This window comes from Streptosporangium carneum, from assembly GCF_027922005.1.
GTDB lineage: Bacteria > Actinomycetota > Actinomycetes > Streptosporangiales > Streptosporangiaceae > Streptosporangium > Streptosporangium carneum.
The window spans coordinates 320,137-335,197 of sequence record NZ_BSEV01000004.1 but is presented as its reverse complement, the minus strand read 5'-3'; the positions used below and the strand labels follow the sequence as shown (position 1 = coordinate 335,197).

15 protein-coding genes are annotated in these 15,061 nt (G+C 69.9%); 9 read left to right on the top strand and 6 right to left on the bottom strand.

The features are described 5' to 3' along the window. Positions 1-179 precede the first annotated feature (179 nt). A complete protein-coding gene (locus PKF00_RS13225) occupies positions 180-1,403 on the bottom strand; it encodes an esterase-like activity of phytase family protein (protein ID WP_271217748.1) in 1,224 nt (407 codons plus the stop codon). Between the two features lie 232 nt (positions 1,404-1,635). After that, complete coding sequence (locus PKF00_RS13220) at positions 1,636-3,081, bottom strand: pyridoxal phosphate-dependent decarboxylase family protein (protein WP_271217747.1); 1,446 nt, start codon at positions 3,079-3,081, stop codon at positions 1,636-1,638. An 85-nt stretch (positions 3,082-3,166) separates the two neighbouring features. Between PKF00_RS13220 and PKF00_RS13215 the strand changes: the two genes are divergently transcribed. The 6 genes from PKF00_RS13215 (at position 3,167) to PKF00_RS13190 (ending at position 7,718) form a co-directional block, all read left to right on the top strand. Then, positions 3,167-4,135 (top strand): GlxA family transcriptional regulator, encoded by a 969-nt coding sequence (locus PKF00_RS13215; RefSeq protein WP_271217746.1) that lies wholly within the window; start codon positions 3,167-3,169, stop codon positions 4,133-4,135. Positions 4,136-4,142: 7 nt separating this feature from the next. Continuing rightward, the gene (locus PKF00_RS13210; protein WP_271217745.1) at positions 4,143-4,349 is read left to right on the top strand and encodes a Tn3 family transposase; all 207 of its coding nucleotides are present in this window, start codon (positions 4,143-4,145) and stop codon (positions 4,347-4,349) included. A gap of 128 nt (positions 4,350-4,477) precedes the next feature. Then, positions 4,478-5,590 carry a MerR family transcriptional regulator gene (locus PKF00_RS13205; protein ID WP_271217744.1) on the top strand — a complete coding sequence of 371 codons (1,113 nt, stop codon included), beginning with the start codon at positions 4,478-4,480 and terminating at the stop codon, positions 5,588-5,590. Then, positions 5,590-6,903: an MFS transporter gene (locus PKF00_RS13200; protein ID WP_271217830.1), complete on the top strand. Its 1,314-nt coding sequence runs from the start codon at positions 5,590-5,592 to the stop codon at positions 6,901-6,903. The genes PKF00_RS13205 and PKF00_RS13200 overlap by 1 nt, the downstream gene beginning before the upstream one ends. Then, entirely contained in the window at positions 6,881-7,066 is a 186-nt protein-coding gene (locus PKF00_RS13195; RefSeq protein WP_271217743.1) for a hypothetical protein, read from the top strand. Before PKF00_RS13200 ends, PKF00_RS13195 begins: the two co-directional genes overlap by 23 nt. Before the next feature lie 58 nt (positions 7,067-7,124). Further along, positions 7,125-7,718, top strand: a complete 594-nt coding sequence (locus PKF00_RS13190; protein WP_271217742.1) for a hypothetical protein — start codon at positions 7,125-7,127, stop codon at positions 7,716-7,718. 464 nt (positions 7,719-8,182) lie between these two features. Here PKF00_RS13190 and PKF00_RS13185 read toward each other — a convergent pair whose 3' ends face one another. Further along, complete coding sequence (locus tag PKF00_RS13185) at positions 8,183-9,103, bottom strand: serine protein kinase RIO (RefSeq protein ID WP_271217741.1); 921 nt, start codon at positions 9,101-9,103, stop codon at positions 8,183-8,185. A gap of 416 nt (positions 9,104-9,519) precedes the next feature. Here PKF00_RS13185 and PKF00_RS13180 point away from each other — a divergent pair, with 416 nt between their 5' ends. From PKF00_RS13180 to PKF00_RS13170, 3 genes are all read left to right on the top strand, one after another. Next, positions 9,520-10,473 (top strand): alpha/beta fold hydrolase, encoded by a 954-nt coding sequence (locus PKF00_RS13180; RefSeq protein WP_271217740.1) that lies wholly within the window; start codon positions 9,520-9,522, stop codon positions 10,471-10,473. 843 nt (positions 10,474-11,316) lie between these two features. Then, positions 11,317-12,639 (top strand): aspartyl protease family protein, encoded by a 1,323-nt coding sequence (locus PKF00_RS13175; protein WP_271217739.1) that lies wholly within the window; start codon positions 11,317-11,319, stop codon positions 12,637-12,639. An 83-nt stretch (positions 12,640-12,722) separates the two neighbouring features. Then, positions 12,723-13,040: an EamA family transporter gene (locus PKF00_RS13170; RefSeq protein WP_271217738.1), complete on the top strand. Its 318-nt coding sequence runs from the start codon at positions 12,723-12,725 to the stop codon at positions 13,038-13,040. Here PKF00_RS13170 and PKF00_RS13165 read toward each other — a convergent pair. The 3 genes from PKF00_RS13165 to PKF00_RS13155 all read right to left on the bottom strand — a co-directional run bounded on the left by PKF00_RS13165 (position 12,997) and on the right by PKF00_RS13155 (position 15,035). Then, entirely contained in the window at positions 12,997-13,944 is a 948-nt protein-coding gene (locus PKF00_RS13165) for a DUF5996 family protein (protein WP_271217737.1), read from the bottom strand. The two genes, PKF00_RS13170 and PKF00_RS13165, sit on opposite strands and share 44 nt — an antisense overlap. Positions 13,945-14,080: 136 nt before the next feature. After that, the gene (locus PKF00_RS13160) at positions 14,081-14,383 is read right to left on the bottom strand and encodes a DUF4865 family protein (RefSeq protein ID WP_271217829.1); all 303 of its coding nucleotides are present in this window, start codon (positions 14,381-14,383) and stop codon (positions 14,081-14,083) included. Positions 14,384-14,456: 73 nt separating this feature from the next. After that, complete coding sequence (locus tag PKF00_RS13155) at positions 14,457-15,035, bottom strand: TetR/AcrR family transcriptional regulator (RefSeq protein WP_271217736.1); 579 nt, start codon at positions 15,033-15,035, stop codon at positions 14,457-14,459. Between the last annotated feature and the right edge of the window lie 26 nt (positions 15,036-15,061).

Sequence of the window (15,061 nt, the reverse complement as noted above, 5' to 3'; positions counted from 1 at the left end):
CGTCGCGCGAGAAGGCCCCGACCGGATCACCGACCGGTTGGGGCCTTCTGCTTGCCGCGAGCGGTCCCACGGCCCGTCAGCCGTCAGGCAGGCGACGCCGGTCTGTTCGATGCTTCTGAGGCTGGTCGCCGCCTGGGCACAGCGGCTCCGGGGACAGACCCGTCCGGTGCCTTTCGGTACTACCGCTTCGGGAATCCGATCACGATCATCTCGGTGGCGTCCGTCTTACCCGGGACACGGCCGGCGCTGTCCGGGAAGTTGTTGTCCTGCATGACGGCGATCCTGTTGCCCGGCAGAGGGAGCAGGGCCTCCACGGACTGCAGGGGGAACTTGAAGGGGTCGCCGAGACCGTATCCCCCGGCGGGGTCGTCCGAGCCGATGTGGGCAGGGTTGCGCAGGTTCAGCAGGTCGGCGACCTCGGTCTTGACGAGGTAGCCGTCCGCGTCGGTCTTGCGCCGGTCGATCAGGTAGACGCGCTTGAAGGTGGCCTTGGGCCCCTCGTCGTCCTCGCGCTCGATCAGGATGGCCCGGTTGGCGTCGAGGAACTGCATGTCGGCGATGCGGTAGTCTTCGCCGTCCGTCCGGTACTGCCAGGAACGACCGGTGTACTGGTTCTTCTGGGCGTCGAACTCGTAGATGTAGCGCCGGAACGGGTTGGCGTCGTTGGTCAGCCGGCCTTCCACCGCGGGGTACAGGAAGCGTCCGTCGGGAGAGGAAGCGAGGGCTTCGAAGCCGCGGCTGCCCTGCACCGTCGTGGGCTCCCCGTTCGCCAACGTCGGGTGGTTCGGGGATTTGAGCGAGGGATGGGCGATCGGGGCCTGCAGCAGCTTGCCGGTGCTGTCGAAGTGCAGGAGGAACGGCCCGAACTCGTCACCGACCCACATCGACCCGTCGGGGGTCCGGGTCACCGACTCCACGTCGAAGTCGCCGCCGGTGAGCAGCCGGTCCGCGGTGCCGTCGTTGACGATCTTGAAGGGGATCTTGTGATCCGGGTCGCGGAGTGAGAGGAACCGGCCCACGTCGATGGTCCCGGCTCCGCCGCGGGCCGTTTCCCAGTGTGGTGTGAAGCGGTAAAGCCGGAGCAGGAAGTCCACCGAGTTGTCCTTGGTCCCGAAACCGTTGTCGGGCATGGCCCAGAACGCGCCCTTGCTGTCGAGGAGCATGGACGAGATCCCGAGCACCAGCTGGCTGGGGTAGGGGGGCGTCATGCCGTTGTTGGGGTCGCTGAAGGCGCCGGTGGGCGGACCGGGGGCCGGCGTGTAGGCGGGCAGCGTGGCGCGGGCGAGCAGGGTCGCGCGAGCGGGGTCACCGGCGGGCGGGGCCGCCTTGCCGGCCGCGAAGGCGGGGGTACCGACCAGCATGAGCGCCGCGGTGGCCAAAAGAACGAGAGGGCGACGTCGCACGTTTTCTCCTGAGGAACGGACCAGTGATGAGGCATTGGCGAGTCGGATCAAATCGGTCGACCATTAATTGCTGTTACGGACTTGATGGCGACAGGCCGTAGCGATGGCGAAATGCCGATGACATCCGCTGGTCGCGCCGTCCGCCTCCGTCCCCGCATGAGCCTGCCGCACCCGCCGACAAAGGCTGTGCCTGCGCCGCCGCCGACGGCTTCTTCGCACGCGACGGGCTCGATCAGGCGATCCGCGTCCTCTTGCGGGCTTCGGCGAGCGCGCTGACCACGGCCTCGAGGTCGGCGGGGCCCGTTCGATGGCTGGTCACGCACAGGCGGATGGCGGGACGCCCCGCGAGCCGGACCGTGCTGAGCCACGCTGCACCGCTCCTGACCACGTGATCGGCGACGGCCGCGTGCCAGGCGGCGCTGCGCTCATGGCCTTCCGTCTCGGCCTCGGGAGCCGCCACGCAGACGACGGGCAGAGGGGTGTCATTGACCCGCGACCAGCCGTCCTCGGCGAGACGGTGCGCGAGCAGCTCTCCGAGCCGCACATCCCGCTCGAGCTGCGCGGCGTAGGCAGGCCTGCCCGCGACGGCGAGGGCCAGGAAGACCTTCAGGCCGGCGAAGCGGCGTGACCACTGCACACTGGTGGCGTAGGGGTCGGGAGCGTCCTCGGTCTCGGCGGGCATGTACGAGGTCGTCGCGTGGAAGCTCTGCGAGAGGGCCGCCGGATGCGGGGTGAGGAACATGCCCGCGCCCATCGGCGCCGACAGCCATTTGTGCGCGTCCACCGTGACGCTGTCTGCCAGCTCGACCCCTGCCAGCAGTGGGCGCAGCGTGTCGGACAGCGCGACCGCGCCCGCCCACGCCGCGTCGACGTGGAAGTGCAGTCTCCACTCCCGCGCCCTGGCGGCCAGCTCGCGCAGCGGGTCGAGCGCGCCTCCGGCCGTCGTGCCCGCCGTACCGACCAGAAGGAAGGGGTGCAGGCCGGCCGCCACGTCGGCCGCGCGCATCTCGCGCAGCCTGGCCGTGTCCATGCGGTGCGCCGCGTCGGAGGGCACCAGCCGTACGGCGTCGCGGCCCAGTCCCGTCATGTGCGCGATCTTGAGCCAGGCCAGGTGGCTCTCGGCGGAGGCGTACAACACGGGCCGTCCGGGCAGACCGGAGAGTCCCGACCTCGCATAGGTGGTGAACTCGCGGGTCATGGCCACGACGACCGCCGTCAGATTGGCCTCAGCGCCACCCACCGTGAAGGCGCCCTCCGTGGTGGCGGGCAGCCCAAGCCTTCCCGCCATGAAGCGCAGCACGTGCCGTTCCATCTCGACGGCGGCGGGCGCGTGGCTGTAGGCGGCCAGCTGTGGATTGACCCCGGCGGCGACGAGCTCGCCCGCCACGCCCCACCAGGTGGGGGTGGGGTTGAACAGGCCGAAGTAGCGGGGGTGCGTCGTGTGCACCCCCCAGCGGCGCAGCGCCTCCATCACCTCGGGCAGTGCTTCGGCGGGTGCCCTCGCCGCCTCGAAGTCCTGGCCGGCCAGCCATTCGCGCAGCCATGCGGTGCCGGACTCCTGCGGCGCCACCGGGCCCTCGGCCACCTCCTTCGCGTGCCGTACGACCAGGTCCGCAGCGGCCGTCAGCAGCCTGGCCCCTTCTTCCTCGCCCACGTCGAGCGGTCCCGCATGGTTCATGACACCACTGTCGCCGGGTGGCCCTCCTGGCTACCAGTGGCGAAAATGTCGTGTTCCACAAGATTTGAGCCATTAGATTAGCGGCATGGCCAGGATCCGCGTGGTCGTCCCTGTGCTGGACGACTGCCCGATGTTCGAGCTCGCCGTCCCCTGTGAGGTCTTCGGCAGGGACCGCCGCGACCTGACCCCCGACTGGTACGACCTCGCGCTCTGCCAGAGCACCGACCACGAGCAGAAGTCGCTCAACGGGCTGTCGCTGCGCGCACCCCACGGGCTGGAGGCGATGCGCTCGGCCGACCTCGTCGTGGTGCCCGCCTGCGCGGACGCCTCCTACCGCCCGCCCGAGGCGCTGTTGGGCGCCCTGGTCGGGGCGCACGAGAGGGGCGCACGGATCGCCGCCGTGTGCTCGGGCGCCTTCATACTGGCCGCCGCCGGCCTGCTCGACGGCCGCGCGGCCGCCACACACTGGATGCACGCCGGCGAGCTGCAGCGGCGCTACCCGAGGGTCGACGTCGATCCACGCGCGCTGTTCGTCGACGAGGGCGACGTCCTCACCAGCGCGGGCACCGCGGCGGGCATCGACCTGTGCCTGCACATAGTCCGCCGTGACTTCGGCGCGGCCGTGGCGGCGGAGGTCGGCCGCAGGATGGTCGTCGCGCCGCAGCGGGAGGGCGACCAGGCACAGTACGTGTCGCCCGACCTGCCGGTTCCTGCGCAGGACAGGGGGCTCGGCCCTGTGCTGGGGTGGGCGCTCGAGCGGCTGCACGAGCCCGTCACCGTCCCGCAGCTGGCCGAGCAGGCCAGGATGAGCACCAGGACCTTCACCCGCCGCTTCCGTCATGAGACGGGCCTCACCCCCATCGGATGGCTCACGCGGCGACGCCTGGACAGGGCGCGCGAGCTCCTGGAGACCACGCGCCTGCCTGTCGACGCCGTGGCCGAGCGCTCGGGCTTCAGCACGGGCAACGGCCTGCGCCAGCACTTCACGAAGGTTCTCGGCACCACGCCCTCCGCCTACCGCCGCGCCTTCCGGAGTGACGGCGACACGGAGTGACCGGTGCGTGCTCGGCCAGAGCGGCGGCCCCAAGCAGCCCGTCTGCCTCGCCCTGGAAGAACTCGGCCGTGTGGTCCGCACCGTCTTCGCCTGCGACCACCTCACCGACGAAGATCGGCGCGCCCTGTCGCCGCTGTTCTGGACCCACGTCAACCCCTACGGCCGGTTCCGCCTCGACATGGACAGCCGTCTCGATCTCGGGGCCAGCGCGTAGCGATTGCCAGGGAGCTCGGAGCGGTCCTGCCAAGGCACATGGAAGGGTGGTGATGTTGTTGACCTTCCCCTTGGGTGAAGCCCCAGCATCGTTGACACCGGTCGTCGTGGCCGGGACGAGGAGGAGTGGTGCGGGAGCTGCTGACGATCGGAGCGTTCGCTCGGGCAGCTCGGCTGTCGCCGAAGGCCCTGCGGCTCTACGACGAACTCGGGCTCCTGCCGCCGGCCGCCGTGGACGGCGATTCGGGATACCGGTTCTACGGTCCGGAGCAGTTGGAGCGAGCCCGGTTGATCGCCTGGCTGCGGCGTCTGGGCATGCCCTTGACCCGTATCCGGCATGTGTGTGATCTACCCGCGGAGACAGCGGCCGAGGAGATCGCCGGCTACTGGGAGCAGTTCCTGGCCGAGACAGCCGCTCGCGGCCGGTTGGCAAACTTCCTCGTCGACTATCTGACGGGAAGAGGCAGCTCTGTGGACGATTCCGCGACCATGCTCGGTATCCGTTACGTCGCCCGCTCGGAGTCGGGACTGGTGCGGACGAGCAACGAGGACACCGCCTATGCGGGCCCCCGCTTGCTGGCGGTGGCCGACGGCGTCCGTGGCGGAGCCGGAGACCTCGCGAGCGCGACCGTCATCGAGGCGCTCAAACCGTTGGAGGCTCTCGCCATGCCCGCCGAAGACCTCCTCGGCGCGCTGGCTGACGCGGTCGACGACGCCGACGCGGAGATCGGGACGATCGCCGCGGCGTCATCGGATGGCGAGGCCGTCACCACCCTGACCGCACTGCTGTGGTCCGGTTCCCATCTGGCGCTGGTGCACATCGGCGACACCCGCGCCTACCGCCTGCGAGATGGTGAGCTCTCCCAGATCACCCATGACCACACCTTCGTCCAGTCCCTGATCGACGAAGGACGACTGACCCCCGATGAAGCGGCCTCACACCCGCAGCGCTCACTACTGGTGCGAGCACTGACCGGCACAGGCGGGACGCATCCGGACCTGTCACTTCACCAGGCCGCTGCCGGTGACCGCTACCTCTTGTGCTCCGACGGGTTGTCGGCCGTCGTCCCGGCCGCGTCCCTGCAGAAGGTGCTGACCGAGGAGGACGGCCCGCAGCAGGCACTCGACGAACTGATCGCGCAAGCGTACGCCGCAGGCGCTCCCGACAACATCGCCTGTGTCGTCGCCGACGTCGTACCGCTGGACGCTGCGGATGCCGTCCGGAACATTCCCAGCCGGTGATGCGCGCCCCTGGGCTCAAGGCAGGGCGCGGCATCATCGTCGATCGTCGGCCGCTGGGGGTCGACGCGTTCCGGCGGTTGTGGGTGGCGTCAGTGATGTGCGCGGTGGGCGGGTCGTTCAGCCTGGCCACGATCCCGACGCAGTTGTTCACCATGACCGGTTCATCGGCGGCCGTGGGGGCCTCGGCCGTCGTGTCGTTCGTCGCACTGGTGGTGGCGGCTCTGTGGACAGGTGCTCTCGCTGACGTCAGAGACCGGCGAACGATACTCTTGGCCGCGCACTGCGGCCTGACATTGACCTACGCGGCCTTGTGGACTCAGTCTGTGCTGGACGCCCGATCCGTCCCGATCCTGATGACGCTGGTGGCTTGCCAGGGACTGACCTTCGGATCGATCATGACAACGATGGGTGCCGTGGTGCCCCGCCTCGTCCCGGTCGAACTGCTCCCAGCGGCCAACGGCCTCAGCTCGCTGGTCCGCTACGCCGGGGCGATTTTGGGCCCCGCGCTCGCCGGCCTTCTGATCCCGCTCGTCGGGCTCGGCACCCTGTACCTGTTCGACGCGCTCGCGCTGCTGGCCGTCGTGTGGGCCGTCGCCAAGTTGCCCCGCCTGGAGCCAGTCCGAGCATCGAACGTTCCGGCCGAACCGCACCGCGGGGACCATCCGACCATCGCTCAGACCCTGGCTGGGTTCCGGTACCTGGCCGCCAGCCGACTGCTCGTGGCAGTGCTGGCGGTCGACCTCTCGGCGATGGTCTTCGGCATGCCGATCGCACTTTTCCCCGAACTGGCCCAGCGCACCTACGGCGGCCCGGTCGGCGGCGGTCCGGCACTGGGACTGCTCTACGCCGCCTACCCAGCCGGGGTGTTCGCGGTCGGTCTCCTGTCGGGCACCTTCACCCGCGCCCGCCGCCATGGCGCTCTCATGGCGGCAGCCGCTGCCGCGTGGGGCATCACTGTGGTCGCACTCGGCTTGGCGGCACATCTGTGGATCGCGCTGACAGCACTCGTCCTCGGCGGAGCCGTGAACTTCGTGCTCAGCACCTTCCGCAACGCCATCTCCCAAGCCCTTACCGACGACGCCATGCGCGGCCGGATCCAAGGAGCGCTCACTGTTGTCCTCATCGGCGGACCGCAGCTCGCGAACTTGCTGCACGGGACCGCCGCGTCGCTCCTCGGGCCCCGAACAGTGATTTGCATCGGAGGCCTACTGACTACCATGGCCGTCGCCGCGATCGCATGGCGAGTTCCCGAGCTGCGTTCCTACACGATGTCCACCCCCGAACCACGTCGTGACCCAGACCGCCCAGCGTGATCCGCGCTGGCCCGCCTTCGCCGCCCGGCACGGTCTCGACCTTGAACGGCTGGCGCAGGGGGAGGTCGAGACGCTGGAGCCGGTCGAGTTGCAGCGTGCCCTGATTGGCAGGTCCACCCCCTACACCTGGCGGGGGACGGCACATCACTCTCGGGACGGATGATCAACGAGGAGGCGGCGGCTACCGTCCTGTGCGACGACCCCGTACAGGAAGGGAACCCATGCTGAAGGACTCCGCCGACCTTCGGCGTGTCGGCTCCGGCCTGCTGCTGATCATCGCCCCGCTGCCAGATGTCGTCGCCACCGCGCTGCCCTCCGTCGCGTACGGCGAGGGAGGGGCCGTCACCCAAACCGCATCGGTCCTGTACCAGGCGGGTGATCTGCTGACCGCCCTCGCGATCATCGGCCTGCTGCACACGATGGGGTCGGCAGGGGTGTTCTGGCGCGTCGCCGGATGGCTCACCGCCGCCGCCAACGTCGTCGCGTCGGTGCTGCCTCTGGTCGCGGACACCGGGCTGTACAAGGCTCCCGGGGAGAGTCGCTTGCCCCTCGACTACGCCTTCGTCCTGTCGATGTTCCTCGCCGGAACGGGGTTGCTGCTCGTCCTGATCGGCGTTTGGCGAGCGGGGTTCGGCCACGGGGCGTTGCCGCTTCTGATCGTCGCCGGATGGGTTCTCCCGATCGCCGTCCCACTCCTCATCGTCACCTCCCCCGCCGCCCCGCTGTGGTTGCCGCCAATGCTGACGGCGCTCGCCCTGGCATGGCTCGGGGTCAAGATACTTCGGACGAGCCGGGAGAAGTGGGACTCCTACTAGGCCTCCCCTTCCCAAAACGTTTCCCAGCCGCCAAGTAGCGGTGCGGCTCTGTTCCCGGAAGTGTCGAGCTGGGATTTCCCTCCTGCGTCGTACATGTTCTCGGCAGCTCCAGCCGTATCCACTTCCGAGAACGGAGGCTTCCCGGAAGCCCGGTGAGGGGCTTCCGGCACCACGGTGCCCGGCGCGTCCGGAGCCTGGCCGGAGTGGCAGGCGTTCAAGACCGGCGACCTTCGGACGAGTGAGAAGCCGCCCGCGCCGGTTACGGCCGTGGTGTCGGACCCGAAACTGATCAGTTCACCGGGAACAGGGTGATCCAGGCGCTGCGGTCCAGGTACAGGCTGAACGGTGCCACCGGCCTCTCGCCCACGGTCTCGGTCAGCCACTGGTCGTCACCCGCTTCGCCGCGCCGCTGCAGGTTCCGGACAGACCTGTCGGTGTCCGAGTGTGTTGTCGGCAGAAGGCGATCAGAACACCATCGTGAGCAGGTCGGCGAACAGCTCTTGTTCGTCGATCTCGAGCCCGCGGTTCGTGAACCATGTGGCCATGTTGTGGCAGTCGCGCATCATGAAGTCCATGCCCTTCGGGTTGCCGACGATGTCGACGACCTGGGGCAGGTCGATCATCACGATCCGCTCGGCCTGCGCGAGGACGTTGTACGGCGAAAGGTCGCCGTGCGCGAGCCCCGCGCGGGCCAGTTCGCGCATGCCGTCGCGGAGCTGCTCGAAGTACACACCGAGCAGCTCCTTCGACGGCCGGACCTGGGCGAGCCGGGGCGCGGCACCGCCCTCGCCGTCGTCGATGAACTCCATCAGCAGCTCGGTGCCGTCCACCTGCACGGGATACGGCACCGGGACGCCGGCCTTCCACAACCGGTTGAGGGCGTCCCATTCGGCGTATGCCCACTGGTCGGCCGCGACACTGCGGCCGTGCGAGGTCTTCTTCGCCATCGCCCGGCTGTCGCGGCTGTTGCGGGTACGGCGGCCTTCGACGTACGACGTACTGCGGTGGAAGGACCGGTGCTCCTCGGTGCGGTACCGTTTCGCGGCCAGCAGCGAGGACTTCGCCGGGTTGTCGCCGATGGCTTCGACGGCCCGTTCGAGCAGGAAGACGTCGGCTTCCTTGCCGGTTTTGAGGACACCGAGCTCGGTGTCGATCGCAGCCTGTTCCGTCACAACCCACGAGGGGCGTGGTTCCGGGCCGCGAGAACCGCGCTCGACTTCCAGCCAGGTGGACCACCGCTGATCCGGGCCCAGCTCCTCGTCGACCGAATGGAACTCGAAGGCGAAGGCCGCGGCCGGATCTGGTTGGGACTCATCACCGGTGAATTCGGACCGGCGGGCGTCGAGGTCGGAGTAGGTGTCAGAGAGTTCGTACTCGGAAGACAACGGGTGTGCTCCTGAACAAAGAGGTGGGACTGATGCGGACGTGCCGCAGTGCAGTGATGGCCATCCGTCAGCCCTCCTTGGTCCAGGCAGCGCTCTCCGCCGCTCGATCGCCCCAGCATGCCCTGCCCGTTCCGGGCCTCGCAACGTATTTACCGGAGCTGGGACCGTGCGGTCGGGCGCAGCCGGAGCTCCTGCATCGGCTTCGCGGACCGGCAGGCCCAGCTCCGACAGCACCGGCTCCCGCCAGACGCGCGACGCGGCGAGCCGCCGACGGTGTTCGTACGCCGCCGCGCCGAGGACGGCCCTCCGCATCGCCGTAGGCCGGGGAGAGGTTCGCTGGATCTTCGCGATTGCCCCGAAGAGGATCCCAACTGTTAGGATACGACTGTATCCATTCAGAGGGGGATGACGTCACCATGCGCACACCCGACCGGCCGTCGGCCTTCACCGGCGACTCCGCCCGTGACAAGTACTTCGCCGTCTACGACCGAGTGCTCGGCGAGCTGTGGCCGGCGCCGGTGGACGCCGTCGACGTCGACACCCGCGCCGGCACCGTGCGGGTCCACCGGGCCGGGCCCGCCGAGGGGGATCCGGTGGTCCTGCTGTCCGGCGCCGGCGGGAACGCACTGGCCTGGTACCGCTACATCGAACCGCTGACGCGCACACGCCCGGTCTACGCCGTCGACCCGCTCGGCGAGCCCGGCCGCTCGGTTCAGACGCGGCCGCTCACGACCGGCGCCGAGATCGGCGGCTGGCTCACCGACGTCCTGGCCGCGCTCGGCGCCGAACGCGCCCATCTGGTGGGTTCCTCCTACGGCGGCTGGACCGCGGTGCAACAGCAGCTCGGCGGGGGCGGCCGGGTCGCGGCGCTGACGCTGGTGGACCCGGTCGGCTTCGCGCCGTTGACCGGACGGTTCTACCGGTGGCTCATCGTCGGCGGTATGGCAGCCGTGCTCCCACGGGCGCTGCGACGCCGTGTCGCCGGCGCCGTCGGCAACGGCACACTGCGCGAGGACGCGCTGATGACGCTGATGGCGGCCGGCCGGTCCTTCCGCCGGCGGCTGCCCATCCCGCCCGCCTACACCGACGAGCAGATTCGCGAGCTGACCGTACCCGTACAGGTGCTGCTGGGCGCCCGCAGCGCGCTGCACGACGCGCAGGCGGTGGCCGCACGGCTGGCCGAGACCGCCCCGTCCTGGCGCGTGGAGATCGTGCCCGGCACCGGACACGCGCTGCCCGTCGAAGCTCCGGACCTGGTCATCGAGCGGATCCTCACCTTCCCCGGCCGAGCCCAGGCCGAGATCGCAACACCGGAGCACAGCACAGGCCGCAGCCGGGGAAACCGGCAGGCCCAAACAGGTCGCCCATGATGAGCGGCGACGTCAGCTGACCGAGACGCCCGCGCCGCGCCGGCCGACTAGCTGGAGGCCGAACGCCCCAGCGACACCGGCCCGGTCTCGCAGACACTGTTTCTGTCGGCGGCCTCGATCGCGGCGCGCCGCCCCGGACAGGCGGCTGTCGCCCGCTCCATCAACACCACCGTCGGCGACGTCGGCCGGATCCGCGACCTGCAGACCACCGACGCCGACCGCAAGCTCGGCACGATGCGCCCGCACGACCTGCGCCCTACCTTCGCCTGTCAGCTGTCGGAGGCCTCCGGCCACACCCGCGCCGAGTTGGAACACCGCCTCGGTCACGCCAACGACCGGTACCTGAAGCTGTGCGCCAACCCGCCCGGCGACGTCGCCGCCGCCTACGTCGAGGACCTCTGGCCAACCGGACCGGGCGGACCCTCCGACAGAGCTGCCGATGCCTCATCAGGCCCTCTGAGCCGGGATCGACCCCTTCCCGGCTTACTTGGTCCGCCCCCATCACGAACCACGATCGGTGCCGAACGCGCGCGTCGTCTGCCGCATGTCTCGGTTTGTCGACGACTGCCATCGTCGGTTGCGGCCGTGACACGACCGTGACACGGCGCGGACGAGGCGGGGATACGGCTGGCCGACAGTGGACGGAGTCGGCCGGCGGGCGAGTTACGGAGCGCGCTGCGAAGCGATTCGGCCACCCGCATCGGGACGACGCTGTACGGCCCGGGTGGCCCCGGCACCACGGCGTCGTCCTCATCGAACGGGGCGAGACGACCCGGCCGGAGGTGTTGTGCCCGCCCGTCGGACGGAAAGTCACGGCGAAGGTGATCACGAAAAGGAGAAGGCGTGGCTGATGACAGGCAATGGGGCCGGCGTTCGCTGCTGCGGGGCGCCGCCGTGCTGACCGGTGCCGCCGCGGCCGCGCCGCTGCTGGGCGGCGCGGCCACCGCGCTGGCCGGCAGCGGTGACGCGGACGCGCTGTTCAAGGCCGGTAAGTTCGGGGAGGCCGGCCGCGCGTACGAGGAGATCCTGAAAAAGGACCCTAAGAACCTGCACGCGGCCCGCCAGCGCGGCTATGTGGCGCTGCTGGCCAACCGGTTCGCCGACGCCGAGAAATACCTCAGGATGGCCCTCGCCCTGGCGCCCGACGACAAGGAAGCCAACTACTTCCTGGCCGACTGCTACATCCGGCAGGACAAATTCGGCCTGTCCGAACCCCACTGGAAAGCGGCCGGCGAGGACAGCTACGCCAAGTGGTTCGCGGCAGTCCACGGCGAGGCGTATCAGGTCCACGGCGACATCGCGCGGCTGCCATTCCAGCAGATGGACCCGATTCCGCTGGTCGAGGCCTCGGTCAACGGCGGACCGCCGAAGCGCTTCATGTTCTACACCGGCGCCCCGAATCTGAGCATGCGCGCGTCGGTGGCCAAGGAGGCCGGGCTGAGCCCCGTCGCCAGTCAGAAGACCGAGTACGGGAACGGCGTCATATGGGCGTACTGGGGAATACTGGACTCCTTCAAGCTGGGCGGCATCGAGCTGCGCAACATTCCGGTGAGCTGGTCGTCGACGGAGTCGGGCGAAGACATCGACACCGACAGCGACGGCCTGATCGGCACGTGGGTCTTCTACCACTTGCTGACCACCTTCGACTACGCGGGCCGGCAGCTGATCCTGCGCCGCCGGACCCCCGAGACGGCCAGGAAGGCACGTGCCGCCGCCACACGGGCGGGCGCCGAGCCCCTGCCGCTGTGGCTGGCCCGTGAGCACTACCTGCACAGCACGGGCAGCTTCGCCGGTGTCGCCGGCTCCCGCACAGGGGTGGTGGGGGTGAACTTCGGCGGAGTCAGCGAGATCGCCGCGGGCGTGCGCGGGGATACGGCCAAGCAGTTGAGGATCCGCACCGACTACGACCGCCAGATCGGGACTTTCGCCCAAAGCCACCCGGCCGTCGTCTACCCCTGCTACCCGAAGGAGATCCGCCTCGGCAACGCCGCCGCCAAGGACGTCTACTGCTACACGAACCCAAACCAGCCGGTCAACGTGCCCTGGCCCTATGGGACAGGGTTCGACACGATGGGCTGGTTTTCCCACTGCTTCTGGAAGCCCTACAACATCACGGTCGACTTCACCGACATGAACCTCTACATCGCCCGCGGCGAGGCCACCTGATCACCGCGACCGCACGGGCGTCACGGGAGCCACCTGGAACTGCCGGCTCCTACGGTCGCGGGGTAAGGGCGGACCAGGCGCTGGTGACCCCCTTCCTGGCCTGGCAGACCCCGCACCTCACCGGGCGGGTGGCCGCGAGCGTGGCGATCCTGGGCCTGCTCGGCACCGGTCTGGCCTACGTGCTGTACTTCCGGCTCATCGGCGACGTCGGAGCGACCACCGCGTCCGCGGTCAACTATGTGGTCCCGGTCGCGGCGGTGCTGGTCGGCGTGGTGGTGCTGGGCGAGCCGGTCACCTGGAACCTGCTGGCCGGAGGCCTGGTGGTGCTCGCCGGCGTGGCGTACGCGGAGGGCCGCCTCAGGTGGCCTCGCGCGCGGGCGGCGCAAGCACCTGGTCGGTGACCCCCGGGGGGCTGGCCAGCAGCACCGCCTCCCATCCTGCCCGCCTGGCGCCCGCCCGGTAGGCGCTGTCGAGGAAGTCCAGCACGGTGGCGACGGGGTCGTCGTGGGCGCGCGCGTCGTCATAGCGCAGGACGGCCAGGTGGCTGCCCCGCTGCGGCAGCCAGGCCGCCTCCTCCGGACGTAGCGGCTCGTCGGCCAGGCCCGCGGGTTCGGGGGCGGTGTAGGAGTAGAAGGCGGGCCAGGGCATCGTGTCGTCGCCGAACCAGAACCCGCTGCTGATCACCTCGCGGGAGTAGGCCTCCCTGGTGACCGGGTCGGCCTGGGGTTGCGGGCCCGCCGTACGCCCGGAGAAGCGGGTCACGGCGATGTCGAAGGTGTGCCAGAAGTGGTGCACGGGGCTGACCTTGCCGCAGAAGCCCGCGGCGAAGCGCTCCAGGACCAGGTTGACCTGGGACAGGACCCGCCAGTATCGGTTGGCCAGCACCGGATCGTAGTCGGCGTGTCCCGTGTCCTGGGCGAACGGCGTGTCGTCGGCGAGCCCGAACGGCTCGGCTTCGATCTCCACCGCGATGCCCAGGTCCTCCAGCGCCTCGAACAGGGCCCCGTAGAAGGAGGCGACCGACTGGCCGATGAGGCTGAAGGCCGCCCTGCGTCCGTCCAGCCTGTCAACGACCAGACGGTGGCCGACGAAGTCGAAGTCGACGGTGAAGATCGGCGTGCCGCCGAAGCCGCCGGAAGGCCTCGTGGTGATGCCCCGGCCCGTCAGATGGAAGGGGACGTTCCACCAGTGGTTGCGGCGGGTGCTGGTGGCGAGCCGCACCTTGCCGACGATCTGTGTGAACCGGTGCACCGTCTCCTTCGTGGCGATCCAGCCCTCGAGCGGCATGGCGGGGAACCACTCCATCGCTGCCTCCTTGACCGTCGGGTCCCGGGGTCGCGGTCTCGGACGGGCGTTTCCCCGCACGTCAGAGGCACACCCACCCGCTTCATTGCTAAAAGTAGTCATATCATGACTTGTGGTGATCTCGGCAGGTGGAGGGTCACCAGAGGCGGCCCGCCGGGATGTCGTCCAGGCCCGGCGCGGACAGGTGGAGGATCTCGTAGCGGTCACCGGCGGGCTCCGTCGCCGGGACGGCGTGCTCCCACAGGGTGAGGCGCAGCATCTCCCAGCCCCGAGGGTCCAGGAGCAGCGCGGCGCTGTGCGCGCCCCGCGTCTCGGCGAAGCGGCGAAGCTCGCCGGTCTCCCGCTCGGCCAGGGCGTCCAGGGCGCGGCCGCGGGTCTCCACCCGCCGCCGGATGATCCCCATGTCGTAGTCGGCGGGCAGAGTGATCTCGTACTGCATGGCGTACACCGGGAAAACGCCTCCCTGGCCGGCGCGCCGACCCTCCGGCGGAACATGGCGGGGCGCTGCTCGCCTAGGGCGAGGGAGTGGGGACGACGCGGGCGGCGAGCAGGCCGAGCACACCGTCGACCGCCTGCTCGAACGGCTCGGCCGAGCCTGCCGCACGGGCCAGGACGTAGCCGCCCTGCAGGACGGCGACGACCGCCGAGGCGGTGGCGACCGGGTCCAGCGCCGCGTCCAGCTCACCGCGGTCGCGCCCCTCGGCGAGCACGTCCGCCAGCCGGTCGCGCAGCCAGGCGAACGTCTCGTCCACGGGCCGCCGAAGGGCCGGGTCGGCGACGACGTCGGGGTCCTGGGTCAGCCGTCCGATCGGGCAGCCGCGCAGCACGTCCCGCCCGCGCCGCAGGTAGGCCGAGACCCGCTCGAAGGCGGTGCCGGGCGCGGAGAGTTCCTCCTCCGCCCTGTCCCGCATCTCCTGGGCCGTGACGCGGATCGCCGTGAGAGCCAGATCAGGTTTGCCGGTGAAGTGGTGATACATGCTGCCCTGCCCGGCTCCCGCCCGCTGCTGGATCGCCTTGGGGCTGGTGCCGACGTAACCGCGTTCCCACAGCAGCTCACGGGTGCTCTCGATCAGGCGCTCCGAGGTGCTCATGCCAGAAATGTACGTACTAGTAGGTA

Excerpts from the sequence above, each read along its gene's own strand:
- PKF00_RS13220 (WP_271217747.1), bottom strand. The coding sequence starts at position 3,081 with ATGAACCATGCGGGACCGCTCGACGTGGGCGAGGAAGAAGGGGCCAGG.
- PKF00_RS13200 (WP_271217830.1), top strand. The coding sequence starts at position 5,590 with ATGCGCGCCCCTGGGCTCAAGGCAGGGCGCGGCATCATCGTCGATCGT.
- PKF00_RS13160 (WP_271217829.1), bottom strand. The coding sequence starts at position 14,383 with ATGCAGTACGAGATCACTCTGCCCGCCGACTACGACATGGGGATCATC.
- PKF00_RS13180 (WP_271217740.1), top strand. The coding sequence starts at position 9,520 with ATGCGCACACCCGACCGGCCGTCGGCCTTCACCGGCGACTCCGCCCGT.
- PKF00_RS13165 (WP_271217737.1), bottom strand. The coding sequence starts at position 13,944 with ATGGAGTGGTTCCCCGCCATGCCGCTCGAGGGCTGGATCGCCACGAAG.
- PKF00_RS13190 (WP_271217742.1), top strand. The coding sequence starts at position 7,125 with ATGCTGAAGGACTCCGCCGACCTTCGGCGTGTCGGCTCCGGCCTGCTG.
- PKF00_RS13215 (WP_271217746.1), top strand. The coding sequence starts at position 3,167 with ATGGCCAGGATCCGCGTGGTCGTCCCTGTGCTGGACGACTGCCCGATG.
- PKF00_RS13155 (WP_271217736.1), bottom strand. The coding sequence starts at position 15,035 with ATGAGCACCTCGGAGCGCCTGATCGAGAGCACCCGTGAGCTGCTGTGG.